Here is a 25,568-nt window from a genome sequence, read left to right as displayed (position 1 = left end):
GCGTTATGTCGGGCCTGCGACCGATGCCGGATCGTGTCGTCCGAGGGCACGCCGAGCGAGGGCGGCGTGTCCGTGCCTATGGCGCGGGTTTCCAGGTGGACTCGCCGTTCCGGTCGGCGGGAGTGGGCGCTGCCGGTTGCACCCCGGGCGTCTGCTGCCATGGCGCCACTTGGGTAGGTCCCGCGTCGGCAGGCCGGCCCGCGGCCGGCGGAACGGCCGACGCCTGCCACGGAGCTTGCTCGGTCGGTGTAGGTGGTTGCGACCAGGCGTTCTCCGGCGCAACGGGCACGCCCCACGCTTGCGGCCCGGACGGCTGCTGCCAGGCGTTCTGACCGTCGGGCACCGCGGCACCGGGCTGCTGGCCGGTCGGCGGCACACCGTACGGACCAGGCTGCGACGGGAACTGCGCGGCCTGCGGTGGGTACGGGCCGTACTGTGCCGTCGCGCCGGGCACGTGGGCCAGCCAGCGGCTCGTCGCAGGCACCAGCAGCAAGATCGCGGTCGCGATGGGGAAGATGAGCGAGAACAGTCCGCTGCCACCATTGATGAGCGTGCTGTTCCACGAACTGTCGACGGACTGATTGATCGCGAATCCGGCGATCCCCACCATGATCGCCACGGCACAGCCGACCACGATGAGCATTCGCCCGAACTGCTTCCGTTTGAACAACGCGATCGTGCCGACGCCGAGCAGCACCCCCGTCACCACGCCGACAACGCCGCTCACGACGGCCCAGGTCCGAAACCAGCTCTGCCCTAACAACCCGCTGGTGTCGTACTCACCGATCAGACTCTCGAAGTCGACGATACCGATGACCATATTGAGTGCGCCGCCGAACAATTGGCTGACGGCGCCGACGCCGGCGAGTACTCCGGCGGTGATCGCGGTGGCGCCCGACGGCGCCGACCCGCCGACCGGATTTGCCGGATATGGGGTGTACCCACCCGGATATTGCGGATTACTCACGACGTCCCCTCCCGCGCGTCGAACCGCGCGCTCCCGTGCCGACAGAATAATGGACATGCCCGAACGCCGCGTGCCACGCGCGACCGGGTTTACGTCCTTATGATCAGGGGCTAATACTCGACGCTGGTCCATCCAGCCGAAAGACCACGAGGACTGATGACCGGCTTCCTGCTACGACGCGCGCTTCACTATGTCGTGCTGTTGCTGCTGGCGTCGTTCCTGACGTTCAGCCTGGCGTCGCTGACGTTCAAGCCGCTGGACAGCCTGGAACAGCGCAACCCGCGACCACCCCAATCGGTCATTGATGCGAAAGCTGAAGAGCTGCATCTCAACGATCCGATCCCGCAGCGCTATATCACCTGGCTGAAGGGAATCCCGCAAGGGGATTTCGGCAAGACGCTGGCCGGTCAGCCGGTGAGCGAGGAGTTGCCGCGCCGGGTGCTGGTCAGTCTGCGGCTGCTCATCATCGGTGCGGTGGTCGGCACGGTGCTCGGCGTCCTGATCGGTGCCGCGGGCGCGATCAGGCAGTACAAATTCAGCGACTACTTCACCACGATCATCGCGCTGCTGGTCATCAGCACGCCAGTGTTCCTCTTGGCGACACTGCTGAAATACGGTGCGCTGCAGATAAACACCCTTACCGAGACGCAGATATTCCTCTACACCGGCGAGACCTCGGCCAACCGGATCGACGGCTTGTGGCCGCAATTTCTCGACCGCCTGCAGCATATGGTGCTGCCGACGACCAGTCTCGCCCTCGGGGCCATGGCCGGTTACAGCCGCTATCAACGCAACGCGATGCTCGACGTGCTGCAGAGCGATTTCATTCGCACCGCCCGCGCCAAGGGTCTGACCAGAGCTAGAGCGCTGTACAAGCACGGTCTACGCACCGCGCTGATCCCGATGGCAACGCTGTTCTCCTACAGCCTGCTCGGTTTGATCACCGGTGCGACGTTCACCGAGAAGATCTTCGGCTGGCACGGCGTCGGTGAGTGGCTCGTCGACTCGATCAACGCCCAGGACATCTATGTCGTTGTCACCGTGACCGCGTTCGCCGGATTCGTGGTGTTGGTGTCGGGGCTGCTCGCTGACGTCGTGCTTGCTTTGCTCGATCCCAGGGTGCGTGTGAAGTGAGCCAGCGAACCAACAACGCAGCACCGTCGGTCGCGACGGAGCCGAGCGCCAGCGAGGTGCGGTCGTGACCGAAGCCGAGATCATCATCCAGGGCGCGCCGGAGGCCGCGGCTGCGGGCCGGGGCAAGTTGGTGTTGCGGCGTTTTCTGCGCAACAAGCCCGCCGTGGTCGGCGGGGTCATCCTGATCCTGTTGTTCGTCGCCAGTTTCGCGCTGCCGCCGGTGATTCCGTACGACTACCAGCAGCTCGACTACACCGCGCTGTTGAAGCCGCCGAGCGCCAAGCACCCGTTCGGCACCACGCAGATCGGGCAGGACGTGCTCGCCCAGACGCTGCGCGGCATGCAGAAATCGCTGGTCATCGGCTTCTGCGTGGCGTTTTTCTCCACCATCATCGCCGCGACCGCAGGCGCGACGGCCGGGCTGCTCGGCGGGTGGACCGACCGCGCGATCATGTGGGTGGTCGATCTGATGCTGGTGGTGCCGAGCTTCATCATCGTCGCGATCTTCGCGCCGAGGACGAAAGGCAGCGGGTCGATTCTGCTGCTGATCGTGCTGCTCAGCGTCTTCGGCTGGATGATCAGTGCGCGCATCGTGCGCGGCCTGACCCTCAGCCTGCGCGACCGCGAATTCATCAAGGCCGCACGGTATATGGGGGCGCCGACCCGCAAGGTGATCCTCAGCCACGTGCTGCCGAACATCGCATCCATCTTGATCATCGACACCACGCTCGCGGTCGGCGCGGCGATCATGTCCGAAACCGGGTTGAGCTACCTCGGTTTCGGTGTGCAGCCACCGGATGTCTCGCTCGGCTCGCTGATCGCGGCGGGCACCAAATCGGCGCTGACCTATCCGTGGCTGTTCCTGTTCGCCGGTGGCGTGCTGATCACCATCGTGTTGTGCGCCAACCTCGTCGGTGACGGACTGCGCGACGCGTTCGACCCCTCCGCCGCACGGGCCCGCTCGAAGAAGAAGGCAAAGGTATGACGGGCGCAGACGCCACCGAGAAGGCGACGGTCGAAAAGAACTTCACCGCACCGTTGCTGGAGGTCACCGACCTGCGCGTCTCCTTCCCCAGCGAGGAGGGCCGCATCGATGCGGTGCGCGGCGTCAACTACACCGTGTCCGATGGCGAAGTGCTCGCTATCGTCGGCGAATCCGGCTCCGGCAAATCGGTGTCGTCGCTCGCGGTGATCGGGCTGCTGCCGGAGCAGGCGCGGATCGCCGGTTCGATTCGCCTGCGCGGCCGCGAGCTGCTCGGCCTCGGCGATCGCGAATTGTCCAGGCTGCGTGGCAGTTCCATCAGCATGGTGTTCCAGGACCCTCTGTCGGCGCTGACCCCGGTGTACCGGGTCGGCGAGCAGATCGCCGAAGCCCTACTGGCACACGGCGATATGAGCAAGACTGAGGCGGCCAAGCGTGCGGTCGACCTGCTCGAGCTGGTCGGCATCGAGGATGCCGCGGTGCGCGCCAGGGCATTCCCGCACGAGTTCTCCGGCGGCATGCGCCAGCGGGTGGTCATCGCCATGGCGATCGCCAACGATCCCGCGCTGATCATCTGCGACGAGCCGACCACCGCGCTGGACGTCACGGTGCAGAAGCAGATCCTGAACCTGCTGCGCAAAGCGCGCGATATCACCGGTGCAGGCGTCATCATGATCACCCACGACATGGGGATCGCGGCAACCCTCGCCGACCGGGTCGCGGTGATGTACGCGGGCAAGATCGTCGAAACCGCCACCACCGCAGAGCTTTTCAACGCTCCAAGAATGCCGTACACGGTCGGCCTGCTCGGCTCCATCCCGCGGATGGACCGCCCGGCCCGCACGCCGCTCATCCCGATCGTCGGCGCACCGCCCGCCATGCACGCGCTGCCGCCCGGCTGCTCGTTCGCGCCGCGCTGCCCGATCTCGATCGCCGAATGCCTGGTCGCCGAGCCGCCGTTGGAGAAGACCAACCCAGGGCACGCGGCCGCCTGCATCCGCACCGCCGAGGTCGGCACCGACGCGCTGTTCGAGGCCTACCGGCACGAAGTGGACGAACCGCAGGGCGAGGCCGACACCGGAGACCGGGTGGTGCTGCGGGTTTCGGAACTGGTGAAGACCTTCCCGATCACCTCGGGCATCCTGATCCGCAGGCGCAAGGGCGAGATCCGCGCGGTCGACGGCATCAGCTTCGAGGTGCGCGAGGGCCGCACGCTGGCGCTGGTCGGCGAATCCGGTTCAGGGAAGTCCACAACGCTGACCCAGATCCTGGAACTGGTCGCGCCGGAATCGGGCCGGATCGAGATCATGGGCAGCGACGTCGCAACCCTGACCACCACGCAGAAACGGGGCATCCGCCGGAAGATGCAGATCGTCTTCCAGGATCCGACCGCCTCGCTCGATCCGCGCCTGCCGATCTTCGACGCGCTGGCCGAACCGCTGCGCATCGACGGCCGCCCCGGCGACGAGATCGCCCGCCGGGTGCCGGAACTGCTCGAACAGGTCGGCCTGCGCCGCGATCATGCCGAGCGCTACCCCGCCGACTTCTCCGGCGGCCAGAAGCAGCGCATCAGCATCGCCAGGGCGCTCGCGCTCGACCCGAGCATCCTCGTGCTCGACGAGCCGGTGTCGTCGCTGGACGTCTCCATCCAGGCCGGTGTGCTGAATCTGTTGCGCGCCTTGCAGGTCGAGCGCGGGCTGTCGTACCTGTTCGTCTCGCACGATCTGTCCGTGGTGCGCAATCTGGCGCACGACATCGCGGTGATGTACCGCGGCAAGATCGTCGAATCCGGTCCGGCGGAACAGATTTTCGCGGATCCTCGGCACGAGTACACGCGGAAACTGATCGACGCGGTTCCGGTGCCTGCCGTCAGCCGATAGAAGGAGAGCGCGATGGGGATTCGATCGAGGCGCATGCCTGCACTGCGGTGGGCGATACCCGTCGTCGCGGTAGGCCTCATCGCGACGGGCTGCGGTTCGGGTGACAACGGATCGACCGCCGGTGTCTCCAGCTCGCTCGGCAGCAGCAGCGACATCAACCCGAAGAACGCGGACGAGCTGCGCGACGGCGGCAATCTGCGGCTGGCCACCACCTCATTCCCGGCGAATTGGAACACCCTGTCGACCGACGGCAACGACGCCGAGATCGGCGACATCGAGCGGCCGTTGATGCCGCGCGCTTTCAACACCAACGCGGCGGGCGAGCTCACCGTCAATCACGACTATTTCACCGATGTCCAGCTGACCAGCACTTCCCCGCAGGTGGTCACCTACACGATCAACCCGAAAGCCGTATGGTCCGACGGCAATCCGATCACCTGGGAGGACATCCGAGCGCAGGCGAAGGCGCTCGACGGCACCGACAAGCGCTTCCTGATCGCCATCACCGTCGGGTTCGATCGGGTGGAGAAGGTGGAGCGCGGGGCCGACGACCGGCAGGCCGTCATCACGTTCAAGCAGCCCTTCGCCGAATGGCGGGGACAGTTCGCGGGCAACATGTCGCTGTTCCCGAAGTCGGTGACCGCGGATCCGGAGACCTTCAACAAGGGCCTCGTCGACAACATGGGCCCGACCGCCGGACCGTTCCTCGTGCAGTCCACCGATCGTGGGCAAGGCCGAATCGTGTTGGGCCGCAACCCGAAATGGTGGGGCGACAAGCCGAAGCTGGACACCATCACCTACACCGTGCTCGATCGAACGGCCTGGGTACAGGGCCTGCAGAACAACGAGCTCGACGCGGTCTCGCTCAGCACCATCGACGACGCGACGACGGTGCGGAAGTCCTCGGGTGTCGTCATCCGGCGGGCACCGGGTAATCGCTGGCGGCACATCACGTTCAACGGCGCACCTGGTTCCATCCTCGCCGATCCCGCAGTGCGCGTAGCGATCTCGAAGGCGATCGATCGGCAGGGCATCGCGACCGCCGTGCAGAACGGCTTGGTCGAGAAGCCGAAACCGCTGAACAGCCACGTTTTCCTGGAGGGCCAGGCCGGCTACCAGGACAACAGCCTGCCGTTCGATCCGGCCGCCGCCGCCAAGGAACTCGACGCGCTCGGCTGGAAACTCAACGGCGACACCCGCGAAAAGGACGGCCGCAAGCTGGTCATCCGCGACGTGATGTACAAGGACGACACCTGGGTGCAGATCGCGCAGATCATCCAGCAGAACCTCGCGCAGATCGGCGTCAAGATCGTCATCGAAACCAAGCCGGGCGCAGGCTTTTTCACCGATGTCGTCATCCCCGGTGATTTCGACGCCACCCAGTTCGTCTTCGTCGGCGACGCATTCCCGCTGAGCAGCATCCCGCAGACCTACGGGTACGACCCCGGCGACTGGCAGAACAACTTCGGCCACATCGGGTCCGAAGAACTGAACACCCTCATCGATCGCATGCTGTCCGAACTCGATCCGCAGAAAGCCATCGCACTGGCCAATGAGGTGGACCGCAAGGTCTTCGAGGAAGGGCATTCCCTGCCGCTGACCCAGTCCGAAGGAAACTGGGGCGTGCGCGCCGATATCGCCAACTTCGGGTCGCCTGGGCTCGCGTCCTACGACTACACGAAGATCGGCTACCTGAAGTAAGAACGCAGCATTCCTGCGGAAAGGAGCGCATCCATGCGGATCCGTTCAATGACAACACGACTGGTGATTCCGCTGATGGCGGTCGCCTTGGTCGCGACGGGCTGCGGCGGCGACGACGCGGACGCACCGGAAGGTTCGGCGGCGGCACTCGGCACCACGAACGACATCAATCCGAAGGATGTCAGCGAATTGCGCGACGGCGGTAACCTGCGCCTTTCGCTGAGTGCGCTGCCACAGAACTGGAACAACCTGCACACCGACGGCAACGAAGGAAACACCCTCGCGTTGTCGCGGCCGATGCTGCCGCGATCGTTCAAAACCGATGCGGCGGCGAATCTCTCGGTCTACACCGACTACTTCACCGCCGTCGAGCTGACGAATACCGAGCCGCAGCAGGTCACCTACACGATCAATCCCAAGGCAGTCTGGTCCGACGGGACCCCGATCACCTGGGAAGACATCCAATCCCAAGCGAACGCGCTGAGCGGGGCCGACAAGGCATTCCTCATCGCGAACAACATCGGCTTCGACCGGGTGGAGAAGGTCGAACGCGGCGTCGACGACAAGCAAGCCATCATCACCTTCAAGAAGCACTATGCCGACTGGCGTGGACAATTCGCGGGCAACAGCTTCCTGTACCCGAAGTCGGTGACCGCAACGCCAGAGGCGTTCAACAAGAGCCAAGTCGACGGGATCACGCTGACGGCAGGGCCGTTCCTTGTGCAATCCCTCGACCGCGGACAAGGTCGAGTTGTCCTCGGCCACAACCCGAAATGGTGGGGTGCCAAGCCGAAGCTCGACACCATCACTTTCAGCGTGCTCGCCGCCGAAGCGACGATTCCCGCGTTGCAGAACAACGAAATCGACGCCACCGGGCTGGCGAGCCGGGACGAGTTGAAAACAGCGCGGAATACGCCAGGAATCGCGATCCGCCGGGCACCGGGTAACCAGTGGAATCATCTCACCTTCAATGGAGCTCCTGGCTCCCCTCTCGCGGACCCCAAACTGCGCGTGGCGATTCAGAAGGCCATCGACCGGCAGGGCATTGCAACGGCTATGCAGAACGGGCTCGTCCAGGATCCGAAGCCGCTCAACAATCACGTCTATCTGCAAGGCCAGCAGGGCTACCAGGACAACAGCCTGCCGTTCGATCCAGCCGCCGCCGCCAAAGAACTGGATGAGCTCGGCTGGAAACTCAACGGCGACGTCCGTGAGAAGGACGGCAAGAAGCTGGAGATCCGCGACGTCATGTACAACCAGGACGTCTGGGTGCAGATCGCGCAGATCATTCAGCAGAACCTGGCCGCCGTCGGGGTCAAGCTGAACATCGAGACCAAGGCCGGGTCCGGCTTCTTCACCAAGGAAATTCAGCCGGGCAACTTCGACGTCGGGCAGTGGACGTGGCTCGGCGATCCGTTCCCGCTCAGCAGCCTCAACCAGATCTACGGGTACAACCCGGACGATGTGCAGGGCAACTACGGCCGGATCGGCTCCCAGGAACTGAACGATCTGATCGAACAGACCATCTCGGAACTCGACCCGAAGAAGGCGATCGAGCTGGCCAACAAGGTCGACCGTAAGGTCTTCGAGGAGGGACACTCCCTGCCGCTCATGCAATCGCACGGCAATGTCGCGGTTCGCGACAACCTGGCGAACTACGGTGCGGCCGGGCTCGCGTCCCTGGATTACACGAAGATCGGTTTCCTGAAGTGAGTCCGGGCTTCATGAACGGAAGGACGTTCGGTGAGAATACGTAGCTCGAAGTATGTCGCGGTACCGCTGCTCGCGCTCGCGCTGTTCGCGGCGGGCTGCGGTGGCGGCGACGAGGCCGCCCCGGAAGGCGCGCGTGCCGAGATCGGTTCGACCAACGACATCAACCCGCACGATGTCGGCGACCTGCGCGACGGCGGCAATCTGCGGCTTGCGATCTCCGCATACCCGGCGAACTGGAACGCGTTGTCCAACGACGGCAACGACTTCGAGATCGCGGGCGTCTTGCGGCCGATGATGCCGCGGGCGTTCAAGACCGATGCGGCGGCAGATCTTACGATCAACACGGACTACTTCACCGATATCAAGCTCACCAGCACCGAGCCGCAGCAGGTCACCTACACGATCAACCCGAAAGCCGTCTGGTCCGACGGCACCCCGATCACCTGGGAAGACATCCAATCCCAAGCCAACGCGCTCAGCGGCGTCGACAAGACATTCCTGATCGCGCTCAACAACGGCTTCGATCGGGTCGAGAAGGTCGAACGCGGCGTCGACGACAAGCAAGCCGTCATCACCTTCAAGAAGCACTACGCCGACTGGCGTGGACAATTCGCGGGCAACAGCTTCTTGTTTCCGAAATCGGTGACCTCGACGCCAGAGGCGTTCAACAAGAGCCTGGTCGACGCGGTCGGCCCGACCGCTGGTCCGTTCATCGTGCAGTCCACCGATCGCGGCCAGGGCCGAATTGTGCTCGGCCACAACCCCAATTGGTGGGGTGCCAAGCCGAAACTCGACACGATCACCTACAGCGTCCTCGACTCGTCGGCGCTGATTCCCGCCCTGACGAACAACGAAATCGACGCGGTCGGCATCGGCACCCGCGACGAGTTGAAAACCGCGAAGAGCACCAACGGTGTCGCCATCCGGCGCGCGCCGGGCAACGGCTGGAGCCACCTCACCTTCAACGGAGCTCCCGGCTCCATCCTGGCGGATCCGAAACTGCGCGTTGCCATCTCGAAGGCCATCGATCGCCAGGGCATTGTCACCGCGATCCAGAACGGACTGGTCGAGGATCCGAAGCCGCTGAACAACCACGTCTACTTGCAGGGGCAGAAGGGGTACAAGGACAACAGCCTCGGCTTCGATCCTGCTGCCGCGGCAAAGGAACTCGACGAACTCGGGTGGAAGCTCAACGGCGACGTCCGCGAGAAGGACGGCAAGAAGCTGGAGATCCGCGATGTGATGTACCAGGACGACACCTGGATCCAGATGGCGCAGATCATGCAGCAGAACCTTGCCGCGGTCGGGGTCAAGCTGAACATCGACACCAAGCCGGGCAAGGGGTTCTTCACCGAGGTGATCCAGCCGGGTGACTTCGATGCCGGACAGTGGAGCTGGATCGGCGATCCGTTCCCGCTCGGCAGCCTCTTCCAGATCTACGGATACAACCCGAACGATCTGCAGGGCAACTACGGGCGGATCGGCTCGCCGGAGCTCAATGACCTGATCGAGCAGGCGGTCTCGGAACTCGACCCGGAGAAGGCCATCGAGCTGGCGAACCAGATCGATCGCAAGGTCTTCGAGGAGGGCTTCTCGCTGCCGCTGATGCAGTCCGCGGGCAATGTCGCGGTGCGTGCCAACCTCGCCAACTACGGCGCGGCGGGCCTCGCCTCCCTGGACTACACGAAAATCGGCTTCTTGAAGTGAGTTTCGGATCGGGCCGCCCCCTGGCCTATCCGATCATCGTGACGATCGGCGCCCTGGCGGTATGTCTCGCCTGGGCGCCGTTCGGCGATTCGGACCAGGTGGCGATGGTGGCGACGGTGGCGCTCGGCATCACCGGGTATTCCGGATATCGGATCGCGGTCGCGCTGGGCGGTCTCGCGTTCTGGCCGTCGGGAACGCCGCGCTCCGTTGGCATTTCCCGCATCCGGCAACAGCATCGGCTGGTCAGCCGGTCCTGGCTCGAGATAAGCGGCACCGGCCGACCGCGGTGGGTGCCGGTCTATTTCGACCCGATGCTGCTCACACTGACCGAGTCTCGCGCCGACCTCACCGACCGATCCGTGTCCGTCGCAGGTCATCGCCTGTACCCGGCGGGCCGCATCCGCGCCACCGAACCGCCGGGCAGGCTGATCGACAACCCGTCCATGCCCGCCCCGGACGCTCCCGCCTTGACGGCCACAGCCACCAGCATCCGCCGCCGTCTCCTGCTCGACGCCCAACCCACCGTCGCCGCACCGTTCGCGGCCCTCATGTGGGTCTACATCGACGGCGGCACCCTGATCACCTTCTTCGCCGCGACCACCGTCGCCGCGGCAGCCGCCCTCTGGCTCACCGCCATCCGCGGCTCCGACCCCAGCTGACCAGCTCAGTCCTACCGCCCGTGCCGCGTCGGCGGCACCGTCGAACGGGTGCGAGGTCATGTCCGTAGCCTGGTTGGGGTCGAGATACCGGTGTCGAGGGGGATGTGGTGCACGACTACGGCAGTTTTGCGACGCAACCGTTGCCGATCCAACGACCCGCGCGGCGCGCTACCGCGCCCGTCACGCTGAAAGGTGTTGGTGCCAACAGCCGTTCGGATACGGCCGGGCTGGCTCGGGCGGGTCGACAGGTGGCGCTGGCCGGAGTCGTCAGCCGGGTAACCGGTTTCGTCAGGACGCTCGTGATCGCCGCAGTGCTCGGCACCGCCGCCGTCGGTGACGCCTACAACGGCGCGAACAACCTGCCGACCATGATCTACGAACTGTTGCTCGGCAGCGTGCTCGCCAGCACTGTCGTCCCCGTGCTGACCAGGGCACGTCGCCACGGCCGCAAGCATTCTCGCGAGTTCACTCAGCGCGTGCTGGTCGCCGCGGTCACGGCGTTGCTCGCCGTCACCGTGCTCACGGTGCTGTGCGCTCCGCTGGTCGTCCGGGTGTTCGTCGCCGACTCCGCGCAGCGGCAGCTCGCCACCTGGCTGGCCTATCTGCTGTTGCCGCAGATCTTCTTCTACGGGGTGGGTGTCGTCGTCAGCGCGGTGCTCAACGTCCGGGACAGTTTCGCGACGGCGGCATGGGCGCCGGTGGTGAACAACGTGATCGTCATGCTGACCGGCGCGGTGTTCGTGCTGCTTCCCGGTCCGGTCACCCTCACGCCTGCCTCGATGACCACCGCCCAGGTGCTGACGATCGGCGTCGGCACCACCGCAGGCATCGTCGGCCAGACCGGGTGGCTGGTTGCGGCGTTGCGGCGCAACGGATTCACGTGGAGTTGGCGAGTGCGGCCACTGCCCTACACCTGGCGTCCGGTCCGCTCCGGACTGCCCGTCCTCGGCTGGCTGCTCTTGTACGCCGGGATCAGCCAGATCGGTGTCGCGATCACCATGCGGGTCGCCTTCGACCACGGCGGCGTATCCATCTACACCTATGCCGAGCTGCTGTTCCAGGTCCCCTATGGCATTCTCGCCGCCTCGGTGCTGACCGTGCTGATGCCACGCATCTCGCGCGCCGCGGCCCTCGGCGATCACACCGCGGTGATCACCGATCTCTCCCGCGGCGCCCGGTACCTCTGCACCGCGCTGATACCGGTGGCCATGGCGATGAGCCTGCTCGGACCCGAGTTCGCCGAACTGGTGTTCACCGGCCGGGTCGACGCCGACGCTGCCAGGTTGATCGGCACCGCCGTCGCCTGCTCGACCTTCGGTCTTGCACCGTTCGCCCTGGTCATGCTGCAGATGCGAGTGTTCTACGCAGACAACGACACGCGCACTCCCACGCTGATCAACTTCGGCATGGTGCTGACGAAGGTGACGGTCCTGGCGGTGTCGGCGACCATGCTGCCCAACGAGCTCGTCATCGTGATGCTCAGCGTCGCAAGCTCACTCGCCTATGTGGCAGGCGCCACCATCGGCCATATCCTGCTCCGCCGCAGGCACGGCCTGCTCGGCTTCTCTGCCGTCGCCGTCACCGTCCACCGTGTGATCTGGGCAACGGCCCTCGCCGGAGCAGCAGGCTTGGCCGCCATCGCCCTCATACAGCACAAAATCCACACCCCAACCCTCGACCAACTCGCCACGCTAGCCGCCGGTGCCGCCGTGGGTACCGCCGTCTTCCTGCTGGCCACCCATCTGATCGGCATCCCCGAAATCCGCACCGCCCGAACGTTACTCACACGGTGAGTTGCCGCCGCGTACGGCCACGGCGGGACTAACCTGTTCGCGTGCTGACGGAGGAAGTGCAGCTTCCCAAGGACTTTCGTCGGTTGTGGGGCGCGTTCACGGTCAGCCAGCTCGGGAGTTCGCTCGGGGCCGGTGCGCTGCCGTTGATCGCGATCGTCGTGCTCGGCGCATCCGACTTTCAAGTGGCGCTGCTCGCCGCACTCTCGGCCGTAGCCAGCGCGGCCATCGCGCTGCCGCTCGGGCCGTTCGTGGAGTTCCGCCGCAAGCGGCCGGTGCTGATCGGGGCTGACCTGTTGTGCTGCGCGGCGCTCGTAACCGTCCCGCTCGCAATGGCATTCGGGGTGCTCAGCTATTGGCAGCTGTGCTTGGTGACCACCGTGCAGGTGCTCGGCACCATGGTTTTCAGTGCGGCAAGCGGGGCGCACCTCAAATCACTGGTGCCGGAGTCGATGCTGACGGCCGCGAACAGCCGTTTCGAGACGACGTTCTGGACCGTTGGCGGTGTCGGCGCCCCGATCGGCGGGCTGCTCATCGGGTGGTTCGGGGCTGGTGTCACCGTGTTGATCGATGCCGTCAGCTATCTGCTGTCCGCACTGGGCATCCGCTCGATGCGGACACCCGAGCCGCCGCCACCGGTCGCGGACGAGGAACGCCACTGGGTGGCCGACATCCGCGCCGGATGGGAGTACATCTTCCGGCACCGCGCATTGCACGCACTGTTCTGGAACGCGATGGTCTTCGGTGGTGCGATCCGACTCTCCGGACCGCTGCTGGCGATCCTCATGCTGCGCGAACTGCACCTTGCCCCTTGGCAATACGGGCTGGCGCTGGGGATCCCGACCTTCGGCGGGATCATCGGCTCCGTGCTGACCGGGCGGCTGGTTGCGCGGCTCAGCGAACGCACCGTCCTGCTCGGCTTCGGCGTGCTGCGCACCTGCTGGCTCGGCTTCGTCGTGCTCGCTCAGCCAGGGATCGCCGGGCTCGTCGTCATCGTCGCAGCCGAGACGATGCTGCTGCTCTGCGCGGGCGTCTTCAACCCGGTGTTCACCACGTTCCGTATGCGCGCCACCGATGACCGTCACATGTCCCGAGTCGGTATCGCCTGGTCGGTCAGCGCGCGCACCTGCCAACCCGTGTTCATCGCCCTCGGCGGTGCCCTCGCTGCCGCGACCAGCGTTCGCTTCGCGCTCGCCTGCGCGGCCGTCGCCCTCCTGACCAGCTCACTTCTGCTCCCCTGGCGTACTCCGCCCAACTGACATCCCTGCACACCGTGGTCACGAGACCCCACGAGGAAATTGGTCTGACCACTTGACCTCCTTACCTTTGGTGGCGCAGAGTGGGGGTATGGCGTTGCAACCTGTGGTCAAGCGGTCGGTGTCGGGGGATGTCTTCGAGCAGATCGCGGCGGATGTGTTGAGTGGGGAGCTGGCGCCTGGGGCGACGTTGCCCAGTGAGCGGCAGTTGGCGGAGGCATTGGGGGTCTCGCGGCCCGCGGTGCGGGAGGCGCTGCAGCGGCTTGCCGCGGCCGGGCTGGTTTCGGTTCGGCAAGGGGATGCGACGACCGTGCTGGACTATCGGCGGGGAGCAGGACTCGAGGTGTTGCCTCGGCTGTTGGTGCAGGGCGGGGAGCTCGATCCCGCAGTGGCGCGCAGCATTCTGGAGGCACGGCTGCACAACGGGCCGAAGGTGGCCGAGCTCGCGGCGGCGCGCATGGCCACGCCCGACGCAGATCAGCCGCACTCGAGCACCGCAGGCGAGAATGGCGCGATCCGCGAATCGGTGCGCGCCGCGTTGACGAACAGCGTGGAAGCGCTTGCGACAGATACCGATCCGGTGCAGCAGCAGCGACATGCGATGGACTTCTGGGATCACGTGGTCGATGCCGCCGACTCGATCGTGTTCCGGCTGATGTTCAACATGCTGCGGGCCGCGTATGAACCGGCGCTCGTAGCGCTGGCGCCGATCATGTCCGCCGAGGTGGGCAATGTCGGGGCCTACCGCGAACTGGCCGCCGCCATCGTTGCGGGCAGGCCGCAAGAGGCCGCCGAAACCGCACGGGCACTGCTCGAGCCGGCGACCACCGCTCTGATCGCTGTCCTCAGCGGACACTGATTGATCGAGGAATCACCATGACGAAACCCAAGTCCGCCCAGGATTCCGTGGATACCCAGGCTCGTGAGCAGGTACGCAAGGACGAACGATCGCTGCGCCGCGGGCTCACGCTCGGCGCGGCGTTCCGCGAATTCCTCCGCCACCCCTCGCCGTGGCTCATCGGCACGACGCTGCTCGCGGCGCTGGTCGGCCGGATCGTCGTCGGTGATTGGCAATTGACCGACGCGCTGGTCCCCGCGGTCATGCTCGCGGTGTTCCCGGCCTTCGAGTGGATCGTGCACGTGACGGTATTGCATTGGCGGCCAAGGCAGCTCGGACCGATCCCGATCGACAGCGAGCTGGCGCGCAAACACCGTGCGCATCACGTGGATCCGCGCAACATCCCCTTGATCTTCATCCCGACCAAGACGCTGTCGGTGCTGGTCGTTGTCCTGATCGCGTTGGCCGCCTTCGCGTTCCCACGCCTCGGCCTCGGCCTCACTTTCCTGCTCACCATCACGGTGCTCGGCCTCGGCTACGAGTGGATCCACTATCTGATCCACACCGACTACAAGCCGAAAGGCTCGCTCTACCGCGCGGTTTGGCGCAATCACCGCCACCATCACTACAAGAACGAGCACTACTGGTTCACCGTCACCACCTCCGGCACCGCCGACCGCATGTTCGGCACCCACCCGGACCCCGCGACCACCGAATCCTCCCCCACCGCCCGCAACCTGCACGCAGGCTGAGGCCGCGCCGGAGTCATCACCCCCGATCGAGCCAACGACGTCTCGACAGAAAGGCCACCGCCCACATCGGGCGGTGGTCTTTCGCGTATCTGCCGTCGCTCATGCAGGCCGTCACTGCGGTGGCGATTTCGCGCACACCCTGTGACCAGGCGCACGGCGACCGCCCTCGAGAAGCATCTTGACTAAGTACCCTAGGGGGGTATGGTAATTCTCAACAGAACGACATCGCCCACCCGGCGAAGGAGAGACCACCATGTGCCACGCGAGCATCCGATGAACGCATCCACCAAGTTCGCCGGCTTCGCCCTCGGCCTGGCCGCCGTCTTCGGGATCGCCGTCGCGGTCGGCGCGACCGTCGGACCCGAACCGACCACCCCCGATTCGAACGCACACAACGAGGCAGCGCCCGCCGCCCAGCCCGACCACGCACCTGGAGGAATGATGGCCACCGAAGGCGGATACACCCTGCGGCTCGACACCGCGCGCACCACCGCGGCGCCGAACGTCCCGCTGCGGTTCCGCATCCTCGACCAGGCCGGTGCCCCGCTCACCCGCTACCAGCGCGCCCACGACAAGGACCTGCACCTGATCGTGGTCCGCCGCGACATGGTCGCCTTCCAGCACGTGCACCCCGTCCTCGGCGGCGACGGAACCTGGAGCGTCCCACTGGATCTGAGCCGGGCGGGCGACTACCGGGTGTTCGCCGACTTCACCCCCGACGGCGGCGAGAACCTGACCCTCGGCACCGACCTGCGGGTCGCGGGCACCTACGACCCGCAGCCGCTGCCCGCCGCCGCGACCACCAGCACGGTCGGCGGCTACACCGTCACCTTGGACGGCACCGTAGCCCCAGGCCAGGCCTCGAAGGTCACCCTCTCGGTGAGCAAGGACGGCAAGCCGGTCACCGACCTCCAGCCCTACCTCGCGGCGTACGGTCACCTTGTCGCCCTGCGCACCGCCGACCTCGCCTACCTGCACGTGCACCCCGACGGCCACCCCGGCGACGGCGTAACCCCCGCAGGACCGGGCATCACCTTCTATGTCACCGCACCGAGCGCGGGCGATTACCGCTTGTTCCTCGACTTCCAGCACGAAGGAGTGGTCCGCACAGCCGAATTCACGCTGACCGTCGGCCAGGGACCCGCCGTGCCCGAGGCGGCGCACACCGGACACGGCGCCACCCCCGAACTCGCACCCACCGGGCACGGCCACTGACCCCGGCGGGTCGAGCCGACACCGCACCGCCTCGAACGGAGCATCCGATGAGCCACGTGACCGAAAAGCGCCGGTTCGCTACGCCGGTACACCACTGTCCCAGCCGCTGATCCACCCGATCCCCACCCGTGCCGCACAGAACGGAGCACACGATGACCACCGCGACACAGCCACCCGGCATCGGGCAGGTTGAACTGGTGATCGGCGGCATGACCTGCGCGTCCTGCGCCAATCGCATCGAGAAGAAGCTGAACAGGCTGGACGGCGTCACCGCGACGGTGAACTACGCGACCGAGAAGGCTCGGGTCGACGTCACCGGCGACGTCTCACCTGCCGACCTGATCGCCACCGTCGAGCAGGCAGGCTACCGCGCGACCCTGCCCGCGCCGACCGGCAAACCGGCGGAAAGCACTGCCGCCGAACCGGATCCGACAGCTGCACTGCGGACCCTCCTGCTGGTCTCGCTCGTCCTGACCGTGCCGGTGATCGCGATGGCGATGATCCCCGCGCTGCAGTTCACCAACTGGCAGTGGCTGTCGCTGACGCTGGCCGCGCCGGTCGTCGTGTGGGGCGCGCTGCCGTTCCACCAGGCCGCGCTGGCGAACCTGCGCCACGGCACCGCCACCATGGACACACTGGTGTCGATGGGAACCCTTGCCGCGCTCGGCTGGTCGCTGTACGCGCTGTTCTGGGGCACCGCGGGCATGCCGGGCATGAAGCACCCGTTCGAATTCACCATCTCGCGGATGGACGGCACCGGAAGCATTTACCTGGAGGCCGCGGCCGGTGTCACCACGTTCATCCTGGCCGGACGCTTCTTCGAGGCACGGTCCAAGCGCAGGGCCGGTGCGGCGCTGCGCACCTTGCTCGAACTCGGGGCCAAAGAGGTTTCGGTGCTGCGCGACGGCGCAGAACAGCGGATACCGGTAGAGCAGTTGGCCGTTGGCGACCGGTTCGTCGTCCGCCCCGGCGAGAAGATCGCCACCGACGGCGTGGTCGTCGACGGCTCGTCCGCGGTCGACGCCTCGATGCTGACCGGCGAATCGGTGCCGGTGGAGGTCGGTCCCGACGACGCGGTGGTCGGCGCCACCGTGAACGTCGGTGGTCGGATCGTGGTGCGCGCCACCAGGATCGGCTCGGACACCCAGCTCGCGCAGATGGCACAGCTGGTGGAAGACGCGCAGACCGGCAAGGCGCAGGCCCAGCGGCTGGCCGACCAGATCTCCGGCGTCTTCGTGCCGATCGTGCTCGCGCTGTCTGTCGCCACGCTCGGATTCTGGCTCGGCACCGGCGGTTCCGTCGCCGCGGCCTTCACCGCCGCGGTCGCGGTGCTCATCATCGCCTGCCCGTGCGCCCTCGGTCTGGCCACTCCGACCGCGCTGATGGTCGGCACCGGTCGCGGCGCGCAGCTCGGCATCCTGATCAAGGGCCCCGAGGTGCTCGAGTCGACCCGGCGGGTGGACACCGTGGTGCTCGACAAGACCGGCACCGTCACCACCGGCACCATGACACTGCTGAATGTCGTTGCGGCCGAAGGGGAAGACGCTGACCGGATCCTCGCCCTCGCCGGGGCACTGGAGGATTCGTCCGAACACCCGATCGCACAGGCGATCGCCAAGGCCGCCAAGGATCGGTTCGGCGCACTCGGCACCGTCGAAGGCTTCGCGAATATCGAGGGACTCGGGGTGCAGGGCGTGGTGGACGGGCACGCGGTGCTCGTCGGCCGGTCCCGGTTGCTCGACGACTGGGCGCAGCACCTGGATGCCGATCTGGAGCGGGCGATGCAGACCGCCGAATCCGCGGGCAAGACCGCGGTGGCGGTGGGTTGGGACGGTGCCGCGCGCGGCGTGCTGGTCGTCGCCGACGCAGTGAAACCTACTTCTGCCGAAGCAATTTCGCAGCTGCGCAGGCTCGGGCTCACCCCGATCATGCTGACCGGCGACAACCGGGCGGCTGCCGAGGCCATCGCCGCCCAGGTCGGCATCGACGAGGTGATCGCCGAGGTGCTGCCGCAGGACAAGGTGGCAACCGTCAAACGACTGCAGGCCGAGGGCAAGGTCGTCGCCATGGTCGGCGACGGCGTCAACGATGCCGCGGCACTCGCGCAGGCCGACCTCGGCCTGGCGATGGGCACCGGCACCGACGTCGCCATCGAGGCAAGCGACCTCACCCTGGTGCGCGGTGACCTGCGGGCCGCCGTCGACGCGATCCGGCTGTCCCGCAGGACCTTGGGCACCATCAAGGGCAACCTGTTCTGGGCCTTCGCCTACAACGTCGCCGCGATCCCGCTGGCGATGGCGGGCCTGCTGAACCCGATGCTCGCCGGTGCGGCGATGGCGTTCTCGTCGGTCTTCGTGGTCAGCAACAGCCTGCGGCTGCGCCGCTTCCGCTCCACCGCACAGTAGGGATCGGACAACGGACGGGGCGGCACCACTCGGTGCCGCCCCGTTCCGGCTTCAGTGCAGGATGTTGCTGTTTCCCAACGCCATCGCGGCACTTCCCGTTGCCCGCGCCGCGGCAGCACTGCCGGTCGCACCCAAGATGGTTAGCAAGGCGAGCATGAATCGGACCTTCCGTCGAGCGATATCGGCAACCGAAAACTACTGCGGCCCAACAACACTCCACAACGGTCAGCGGCCGACTCTCGGCAACCTCCCGCCACATTGCCAGCCGACTCACAGCCACCGGCTCCCTGCCGAGAGTGGGAACTGACGCAGGTGGTTTCTCGCGAAACGCCTACCCGGTTCCCACTCTGAGCACCCGCCGATCTACTCGGCGCTGGAAGTCGGCGCTGCGGCGAAAGCGGTGGCATGGGCAGCGGCCCAGTCGGCGAAGGTGCGCGGCGGGCGGCCGAGGACCTTGTGCACGTCGTCGGTGAGGACGGCGTTGCCGCCGGTGCGGACGAAGGCCTGGCCTGCCAGCGCACCGTCGATGAATTCGTCGGACCTGCCCGCGGCGCGCAGGTGTTCGCGCGCAACAGCATCCGGCACGTCGAACACCCCGACCGGGCGGCCGAGCACGGCGGACAACGTGGCCGCTTGATCCGCGGTGGTGAGTAGCTCCGAACCGGTGAGCGTGTAGATCTGCCCTGCGTGGCCGGACGCGAGCAACGCCTCGACGGCGACCGCGGCGACATCGTGCGGGTCGATCACCCCTTGCGTGCCGGTGCCGGTCATGTTGGGCACCGGCTGGCCGGCACGGATGGCATCGACCCAGCTCAGGGTGTTCGAAGCGAAGGAGCTGGGGCGCAGGATCGTCCAGTCGACACCGCTGTCCCGCGCCGCCTGTTCGCCGGGCAGGTGCCAGGTGCCGACACGGCCGAGGTCCGCGGAGCCGGTGCCGATGGCGGACAGTTTCACGATGCGGCGGACACCGGCGTCACGGGCGGTGGTGATCAGCGCGCGATCGAGGTCGACGTAGTCCGGGCCGAGGAGCCCGACGATGAATGCCGCGTCGGCGCCCGCCAGCGCGGCTGCCATCGAAGCGAGATCGGTGTAGTCGCCGCGCACCACCTCGACCTCGGGCGGCAACTCGGCGCGCGCCGGATCGCGCGTCACGGCTCGGACCTGCTCGCCGCGCGCCACCAACTGCCGGACGACTTCGCTGCCGATGGTGCCCGTGGCACCGGTGATCAGAATCATGACCGCCACGCTGCCGCGCGGACCGCAAGCAGCTCTAGGAAATTCCGGCACACCTGCGGGCCCGCGGGCTGCCTACAGTGGAGCTGGTGATCAGTCTGCGTGCACCAAGCCCGGCCGACTCGGTCGGCCTGCCGCGCCAGGCACCCGTCGTGACCGCGGATCTCGTCGCCGCGACGGTGCCTGCACCGGAATCGCTGCGCCCATGGCTCACCGAACTCGACTACGTCCCGACCGTGCGCGACCGGATCGAGCCGTTCGCCCACCTGCCCCAGGCCGCGACCACCCTGGTGCTGCGGCTTCCGGATGCAGGCCCGAGGGACGCGCTCGTCATCGGCCCGCAAACCCAGGCGATCTACTCGAAGGCGAGCAAGCCGACCGGGTGCATCCGGATGCGGCTGTCCCCCGGCGCAGCCCGCGCCCTGCTCGGTGTGCCCGCAGCCGTCCTCACCGATCGGGTGATCCGTCTCGCCGAACTGCCCGGCGCGGCCGCCGATCTCACCGACGAGCTGCTCGAGCTCGGCCCCGACGAGATCTTTCCTTTCCTGGAAAACGCACTACCGCAACGCATCTCCGAGGATCGCACCCAGCACGCCCATCGCACCCTGCTCCGCTCCGCCATCGCCGAGATCTCGACCGGCCGTTCCGTCCCCGAATCGGCCACTGCCCTCGCCGTGAGCGAACGCCAACTCCGCAACCTGTTCACCACCGGAGTCGGCCTGTCCCCCAAGCACTTCGCCCGCATCGCCCGCGTCCGCCGAGTCCTGTCCCAGGCAGGCAGCACCCCATGGGCCCAATTGGCCGCCACCACCGGCTACTACGACCAATCCCACCTGGTCGCCGACTTCCGCAGCCTCATGGGCGTCGCACCGACCGCCTTCCTCCGCGGCACCGTCCCCGCCCCGACACCCTGCCGTCCCCTCCACCATCTCTGACGAGTGGCACACCACGGTGCGGGCTTCTCGGCCGATGCCGCAGCCATGTGCCACTGGTGAATTCAGTGGCCGGACTGCTTGGCTTTGGCCGCTCGGCGGCGGGCCAATTCTTCCTGTTCCAGGACGGCGGCTTCGGCAGGCGTCGGCGCGGTGCCGCCGAGCCGGGCGGGGACCCAGCGGGCGCCGGGTGCCATCGGGTAGTCGTCCTGAGCTCGGGCGAGCAGGTCAGCCATCCGGCTGCGCAAGGTTGCGGTGAGCTCGTCGGGCGGCCCGGCGGGCGGGATCGGGTCGCCGATGCGGATGTTGATCGGAAAGTTGTTGCGGCCTATACGTTTCGGGATGTCTTTGGTCCAAACCCGGTGCGCACCCCAGATGGCCAACGGGATGATCGGCACCTCGGCTTCGATCGCCATCCGCGCGGCGCCGGACTTGAACTCCTTGAGCTCGAAACTGCGGCTGATGGTCGCCTCCGGGTAGACAACGACCAGCTCACCGTCGCGCAACGCCTGCACCGCGCGGCTGTACGACTCGGCGCCCGCTGTGCGGTCGACACCGATCGCCTTGCAGTGCTTCATCAGAAAGCCGACGATCCCGTGCTCGAGCTCGGCCTTCATCATGTACCTGACATTGCGGTGCGACTTGCGGCCGACCAGACCGACCTCCATGAAGTCCAGGTACGCGGTGTGGTTCACGGCGAGCACGGCGCCGCCGGAGCGCGGGATACGGTCCTGTCCTGCGATATCTATCCGCAGGCCCTGCACCAGAAATATGGTGCGAACCAGGCCGGTGAGTACGTCGTAAACCGGTTCCCGCGCCATCCGAACACTCCGCTGCTACGAGGCCGTCTTCTTTCGCGCGGCCTTCTCCGCGGCCTCTGCGGCATCGAGCGCGTCGGCCTCCTCCAGGGTAGGAGCGCTGCCGCCGAGTCGGGCGGGGACCCAGTAGGCGCCCGGTTCGTGCACGTAGTCCTGCTGCAGATCGACCAGCATCTCCTGCATGGTTGCGCGCAACTTCGCGGTCAGGTCGGCCGCGGGTTCGGCCGGCGGGATCGGCGCGCCGACCGCGATGGAGATCGGAGTGTTGGTGCGACCCAGACGCTTCGGGAACCCCTTGGTCCACACCCGCTGCGCACCCCAGATGACGATCGGGATGATCGGCACATCCGCCTCGATCGCCATCCGTGCCGCGCCGGACTTGAAGTCCTTGATCTCGAAGCTGCGGCTGATGGTCGCCTCGGGGTACACCCCGACCAGCTCACCGCGCTGCAGATACTCCACCGCGGCCTTGTACGAGTCGGCGCCCGCACCACGGTCGACGGGAATGTGCTTGAGCGCGCGCATGATCGGGCCGGAGATCTTGTCGTCGAAGACTTCCTTCTTGGCCATGAACCGGACGTAGCGCTTGGGGGTGCGCACCGGCAGGCCGGCATAGGTGAAGTCCATATACCCGGTGTGGTTGACCGCTAGCACGGCACCACCCCGCGCAGGGATATGTTCATCGCCCTTGACGGTGAATTTCAGACCTTCGACGAAGAAGACGGTACGGGCCAGGCCGATGATCGTCCGGTAGACGGGTTCCACAATTCCGCTAGCGTAGTCGCAGACTGTCCCATCCGGCACTGCGCCGCCACTTCTGCGCGCCGCCCCGGGTCGAGGCAGCACGATCGGCCCCGAAGCAGGCTCAGAGAAAAGGATCGTCGAAGTGGACAGCGCCCTACCGAAATCGTGTGGACGCCACCGGAAGTCGCACCGGAACCACGATCGGGCACCTCAGCTCGGCTGTGCCGAGCTCGACCAGACAGCAGCACATGTGAACAACTCCGAAATTCTTCGCACCGCATCCGCCCACGCCGCCGGCCGTTCCCCCGTGCTCGCCCGCCCGGTCCGATCGGACCTCTCCGCAGCAGCGTGCCGGGCAGCTCGGCGGCGCCGACCAGCGCGCACCCTGCTCGGCGGGCTGGCCGTCGCGAGCGCCTTCGTGCTCGCGGGCTGCGACTCCGCGGTGGGCATCCCGAACGAGGAGCCGGTCCGCCCCGCGGCCGCGGTCACGACACCACCTGCCGCGGTACCCACCACGCCGCACATTTCGTCGACCACGGCGCCGTCGACCACCATCCCGGCGACCGGCGCCGTCGCCGAACTACCCGCCGCCGTCCAGCGCTGGGCCGACGATCTGAAGACCGACAGCCTCACCCAGCTGCAGGCCAAGTGCTGGACCATCGCGCCGCGCAATGTCGCCGACATGTACGCCGACGAGCAGGCCATCCTGGCCGCGCTCGCGCAGCCGGGCACGGCCGACAAAGACGGCATCACTTGGAAGAACCGGACCGTCACGGTCGCCGTGGAACGCGCCGCACTCGAGACCGAGTACGCCTGCCCTCGGGTCGCGACGGCGGGTGCCGACATCGAATACAACGACGCCGACGCCAGGCACACGGTGCGCCGGTACCTCGCCCGGTTCGTCGGCGCACCGCTCGACCCCGCCGACAAAGAAGGCACGTACCCGCTGGTGTGTAAGGCCGCCCCGGCGAGCTGGGATCCCAAGGGCACCGGAACGGCGATCGCCGCCCCGCTCGCCAACAATCCTGGCAAGCTGACCGGCGCGACCAAGTTCGCCGACCAGGAGATCCGTTCCGAGCGCCTGCGCGGCGATTACCTCACGGTCCAGGCGCCGGTGACCAACTCGTCCGGTGCCACCCAGACGCGCACGTTCACGCTGACGGCCGGCCCACAGGGCTACTGCATCGGCGACGTCGCCCCGTAGACGGCCTATTCGAGGCAACCACTACCCTGGATGGCTGGCAACGCTTCAGGAGGAGCAGCTCGTGCAGATCACCAGCGTCGGACACGCCGGATTCCACATCCGCACCGCGGCCGGGTCGATCCTTTGCGATCCCTGGGTCAATCCCGCCTACTTCGGCGCGTGGTTCCCGTTCCCCGACAACACCCAGCTGGACTGGGACGAGCTCGGCAATTGCGATTTCCTGTATGTCTCGCACTTGCACCGCGACCACTTCGACGCGGAAAACCTGGCCAAGCACGTCAACAAGGACGCGACCGTGCTGCTGCCGGACTACCCGGTGCCGGATCTGAAGCGGGAACTGGAGAAGCTCGGCTTCACCAAGTTCTTCGAGACCGAGGACTCGGTCAAGCACACGGTGACCGGGCCAGGCGGTGACCTGGACATCATGATCATCGCGCTGCGCGCGCCCGCCGACGGACCGATCGGCGACTCCGGGCTCGTCGTCTCCGACGGCGAGACCACCTGTTTCAACATGAACGATGCGCGCCCGGTCGACATGGATGTGCTGCACGACTCGTTCGGCCACATCGACATCCACCTGCTGCAGTACTCGGGCGCCATCTGGTACCCGATGGTCTACGACATTCCGAACCGCACCAAGGCCAACTTCGGCAAGCAGAAGCGCCAGCGCGGCATGGATCGCTGCCGCAGCTACATCGAGCAGGTCGGTGCGACCTGGGTGGTGCCGTCCGCGGGACCACCGGTGTTCCTCGACGACGAGCTGCGCTATCTCAACGACGATCGCGGCGACGAGGGCAACATCTTCCCTGACCAGATGGTGTTCCTGGAGCAGATGCGGATCCACGGCAACGAGGGCGGGATCCTGATGATCCCCGGCTCCGTCGCGGACCTGCGCGGTCGCGAACTCGACCTCACCCATCCGTTCGAGCCCGGCCTGATCTACGACAACAAGGCCGAGTACATCGAGCTGATGGCCAAGCGGCTCGCGCCGGTGCTTGCGGCCCAAAAGGCTTCCTGGGCAACGGGTGACGGCCCGCTGCTGGAACCGCTGAAGGAACTCTTCGAGCCGATCATGGCGCAGAGCGATCTGATCTGCGACGGCATCGGCTACCCGATCGGCCTGGTGATCGGCGACGAGACCGTCGTGCTCGACTTCCCCAAGCGGGTGGTGCGCGGCGCGATCGCGGGAGAAGGCAAGTACCGCTACGGCTTCCGCATCGCCCCCGAGCTGGTGCGTACCGTGCTGCGGGACAAGGAACCCGACTGGGTCAACACCATCTTCCTGTCCACCCGCTTCCAGGCGTGGCGGATCGGCGGCTACAACGAATTCCTCTACACGTTCTTCAAATGCCTGACCGACGAGCGCATCGCCTACGCCGACGGCTGGTTCTCCGAGGCACACGACGATTCCGCTTCCACCGAGTTGTCCGGGTGGGAGATGCAGCGGCGCTGCCCGCATCTGAAGGCGGACCTGTCGAAATTCGGTGTGGTCGAAGGCAATACCCTCACCTGCAACCTGCACGGCTGGCAGTGGGATCTGGAATCGGGGCGGTGCAAGACGTCCAAGGGTCACGAGCTGCGGTCACGCAAGCTCAGCTGACACGCGACTCCGGTCGATACCATCTGGTATCGACCGGA

Annotated in this window: 20 protein-coding genes; 16 read left to right on the top strand and 4 right to left on the bottom strand. The window is 66.7% G+C overall.

Going from position 1 to position 25,568, the window contains the following annotated elements; translation table 11 throughout:
- Positions 1 to 76: 76 nt before the first annotated feature.
- Positions 77 to 967 carry a hypothetical protein gene (locus NA11_RS12475; RefSeq protein ID WP_069162011.1) on the bottom strand — a complete coding sequence of 297 codons (891 nt, stop codon included), beginning with the start codon at positions 965 to 967 and terminating at the stop codon, positions 77 to 79.
- Between the two features lie 156 nt (positions 968 to 1,123).
- Between NA11_RS12475 and NA11_RS12470 the strand changes: the two genes are divergently transcribed.
- From NA11_RS12470 to NA11_RS12410, 13 genes are all read left to right on the top strand, one after another.
- Positions 1,124 to 2,101 (top strand): ABC transporter permease, encoded by a 978-nt coding sequence (locus tag NA11_RS12470; RefSeq protein ID WP_069162010.1) that lies wholly within the window; start codon positions 1,124 to 1,126, stop codon positions 2,099 to 2,101.
- 64 nt (positions 2,102 to 2,165) lie between these two features.
- Positions 2,166 to 3,086, top strand: coding sequence for an ABC transporter permease (locus tag NA11_RS12465; protein ID WP_069162009.1), 921 nt, complete (start codon positions 2,166 to 2,168; stop codon positions 3,084 to 3,086).
- Entirely contained in the window at positions 3,083 to 4,963 is a 1,881-nt protein-coding gene (locus NA11_RS12460; protein ID WP_069162008.1) for a dipeptide ABC transporter ATP-binding protein, read from the top strand. The genes NA11_RS12465 and NA11_RS12460 overlap by 4 nt, the downstream gene beginning before the upstream one ends.
- Before the next feature lie 12 nt (positions 4,964 to 4,975).
- Positions 4,976 to 6,664: an ABC transporter family substrate-binding protein gene (locus NA11_RS12455; protein WP_069162007.1), complete on the top strand. Its 1,689-nt coding sequence runs from the start codon at positions 4,976 to 4,978 to the stop codon at positions 6,662 to 6,664.
- Between the two features lie 33 nt (positions 6,665 to 6,697).
- Complete coding sequence (locus NA11_RS12450; protein ID WP_069162006.1) at positions 6,698 to 8,377, top strand: ABC transporter family substrate-binding protein; 1,680 nt, start codon at positions 6,698 to 6,700, stop codon at positions 8,375 to 8,377.
- Positions 8,378 to 8,407: 30 nt separating this feature from the next.
- Entirely contained in the window at positions 8,408 to 10,084 is a 1,677-nt protein-coding gene (locus tag NA11_RS12445; protein WP_069162005.1) for an ABC transporter family substrate-binding protein, read from the top strand.
- Positions 10,081 to 10,743: a hypothetical protein gene (locus tag NA11_RS12440; RefSeq protein WP_084654554.1), complete on the top strand. Its 663-nt coding sequence runs from the start codon at positions 10,081 to 10,083 to the stop codon at positions 10,741 to 10,743. The genes NA11_RS12445 and NA11_RS12440 overlap by 4 nt, the downstream gene beginning before the upstream one ends.
- Before the next feature lie 107 nt (positions 10,744 to 10,850).
- Positions 10,851 to 12,536 (top strand): murein biosynthesis integral membrane protein MurJ, encoded by a 1,686-nt coding sequence (murJ, locus tag NA11_RS12435; protein WP_245745844.1) that lies wholly within the window; start codon positions 10,851 to 10,853, stop codon positions 12,534 to 12,536.
- Positions 12,537 to 12,577: 41 nt separating this feature from the next.
- Positions 12,578 to 13,792, top strand: a complete 1,215-nt coding sequence (locus tag NA11_RS12430) for an MFS transporter (protein WP_069162004.1) — start codon at positions 12,578 to 12,580, stop codon at positions 13,790 to 13,792.
- Positions 13,793 to 13,880: 88 nt separating this feature from the next.
- Positions 13,881 to 14,648, top strand: coding sequence for a FadR/GntR family transcriptional regulator (locus NA11_RS12425; protein WP_069162003.1), 768 nt, complete (start codon positions 13,881 to 13,883; stop codon positions 14,646 to 14,648).
- Between the two features lie 17 nt (positions 14,649 to 14,665).
- Positions 14,666 to 15,379 carry a sterol desaturase family protein gene (locus NA11_RS12420; protein WP_141717549.1) on the top strand — a complete coding sequence of 238 codons (714 nt, stop codon included), beginning with the start codon at positions 14,666 to 14,668 and terminating at the stop codon, positions 15,377 to 15,379.
- 273 nt (positions 15,380 to 15,652) lie between these two features.
- Entirely contained in the window at positions 15,653 to 16,594 is a 942-nt protein-coding gene (locus NA11_RS12415) for a DUF8832 domain-containing protein (protein WP_069162107.1), read from the top strand.
- A gap of 152 nt (positions 16,595 to 16,746) precedes the next feature.
- Positions 16,747 to 18,999, top strand: coding sequence for a heavy metal translocating P-type ATPase (locus NA11_RS12410; RefSeq protein ID WP_069162002.1), 2,253 nt, complete (start codon positions 16,747 to 16,749; stop codon positions 18,997 to 18,999).
- 363 nt (positions 19,000 to 19,362) lie between these two features.
- Here the strand turns inward: NA11_RS12410 and NA11_RS12405 are convergent, their stop codons facing one another.
- On the bottom strand, positions 19,363 to 20,235 hold the full coding sequence (locus NA11_RS12405) for an NAD(P)H-binding protein (protein WP_069162106.1): 873 nt from the start codon (positions 20,233 to 20,235) through the stop codon (positions 19,363 to 19,365).
- A gap of 86 nt (positions 20,236 to 20,321) precedes the next feature.
- Here NA11_RS12405 and NA11_RS12400 point away from each other — a divergent pair, with 86 nt between their 5' ends.
- Complete coding sequence (locus NA11_RS12400) at positions 20,322 to 21,167, top strand: AraC family transcriptional regulator (protein ID WP_218023292.1); 846 nt, start codon at positions 20,322 to 20,324, stop codon at positions 21,165 to 21,167.
- A gap of 62 nt (positions 21,168 to 21,229) precedes the next feature.
- Here the strand turns inward: NA11_RS12400 and NA11_RS12395 are convergent, their stop codons facing one another.
- Entirely contained in the window at positions 21,230 to 21,985 is a 756-nt protein-coding gene (locus NA11_RS12395) for a lysophospholipid acyltransferase family protein (RefSeq protein ID WP_069162001.1), read from the bottom strand.
- 15 nt (positions 21,986 to 22,000) lie between these two features.
- Positions 22,001 to 22,747: a lysophospholipid acyltransferase family protein gene (locus NA11_RS12390; protein WP_069162000.1), complete on the bottom strand. Its 747-nt coding sequence runs from the start codon at positions 22,745 to 22,747 to the stop codon at positions 22,001 to 22,003.
- Between the two features lie 229 nt (positions 22,748 to 22,976).
- On the opposite strand from NA11_RS12390, the gene NA11_RS12385 reads away from it, so the two are divergent.
- Both NA11_RS12385 and NA11_RS12380 read left to right on the top strand, forming a co-directional pair.
- On the top strand, positions 22,977 to 23,930 hold the full coding sequence (locus NA11_RS12385; protein WP_245745843.1) for a hypothetical protein: 954 nt from the start codon (positions 22,977 to 22,979) through the stop codon (positions 23,928 to 23,930).
- 61 nt (positions 23,931 to 23,991) lie between these two features.
- Positions 23,992 to 25,530 (top strand): Rieske 2Fe-2S domain-containing protein, encoded by a 1,539-nt coding sequence (locus NA11_RS12380; RefSeq protein ID WP_069161999.1) that lies wholly within the window; start codon positions 23,992 to 23,994, stop codon positions 25,528 to 25,530.
- Positions 25,531 to 25,568: the final 38 nt, after the last annotated feature.

This window comes from Nocardia altamirensis NBRC 108246, from assembly GCF_001612685.1.
Taxonomy (GTDB): Bacteria; Actinomycetota; Actinomycetes; order Mycobacteriales; family Mycobacteriaceae; genus Nocardia; species Nocardia altamirensis.
Note: the sequence above shows the minus strand (reverse complement) of the source record. Positions and strands in the feature narration are given on the sequence as shown.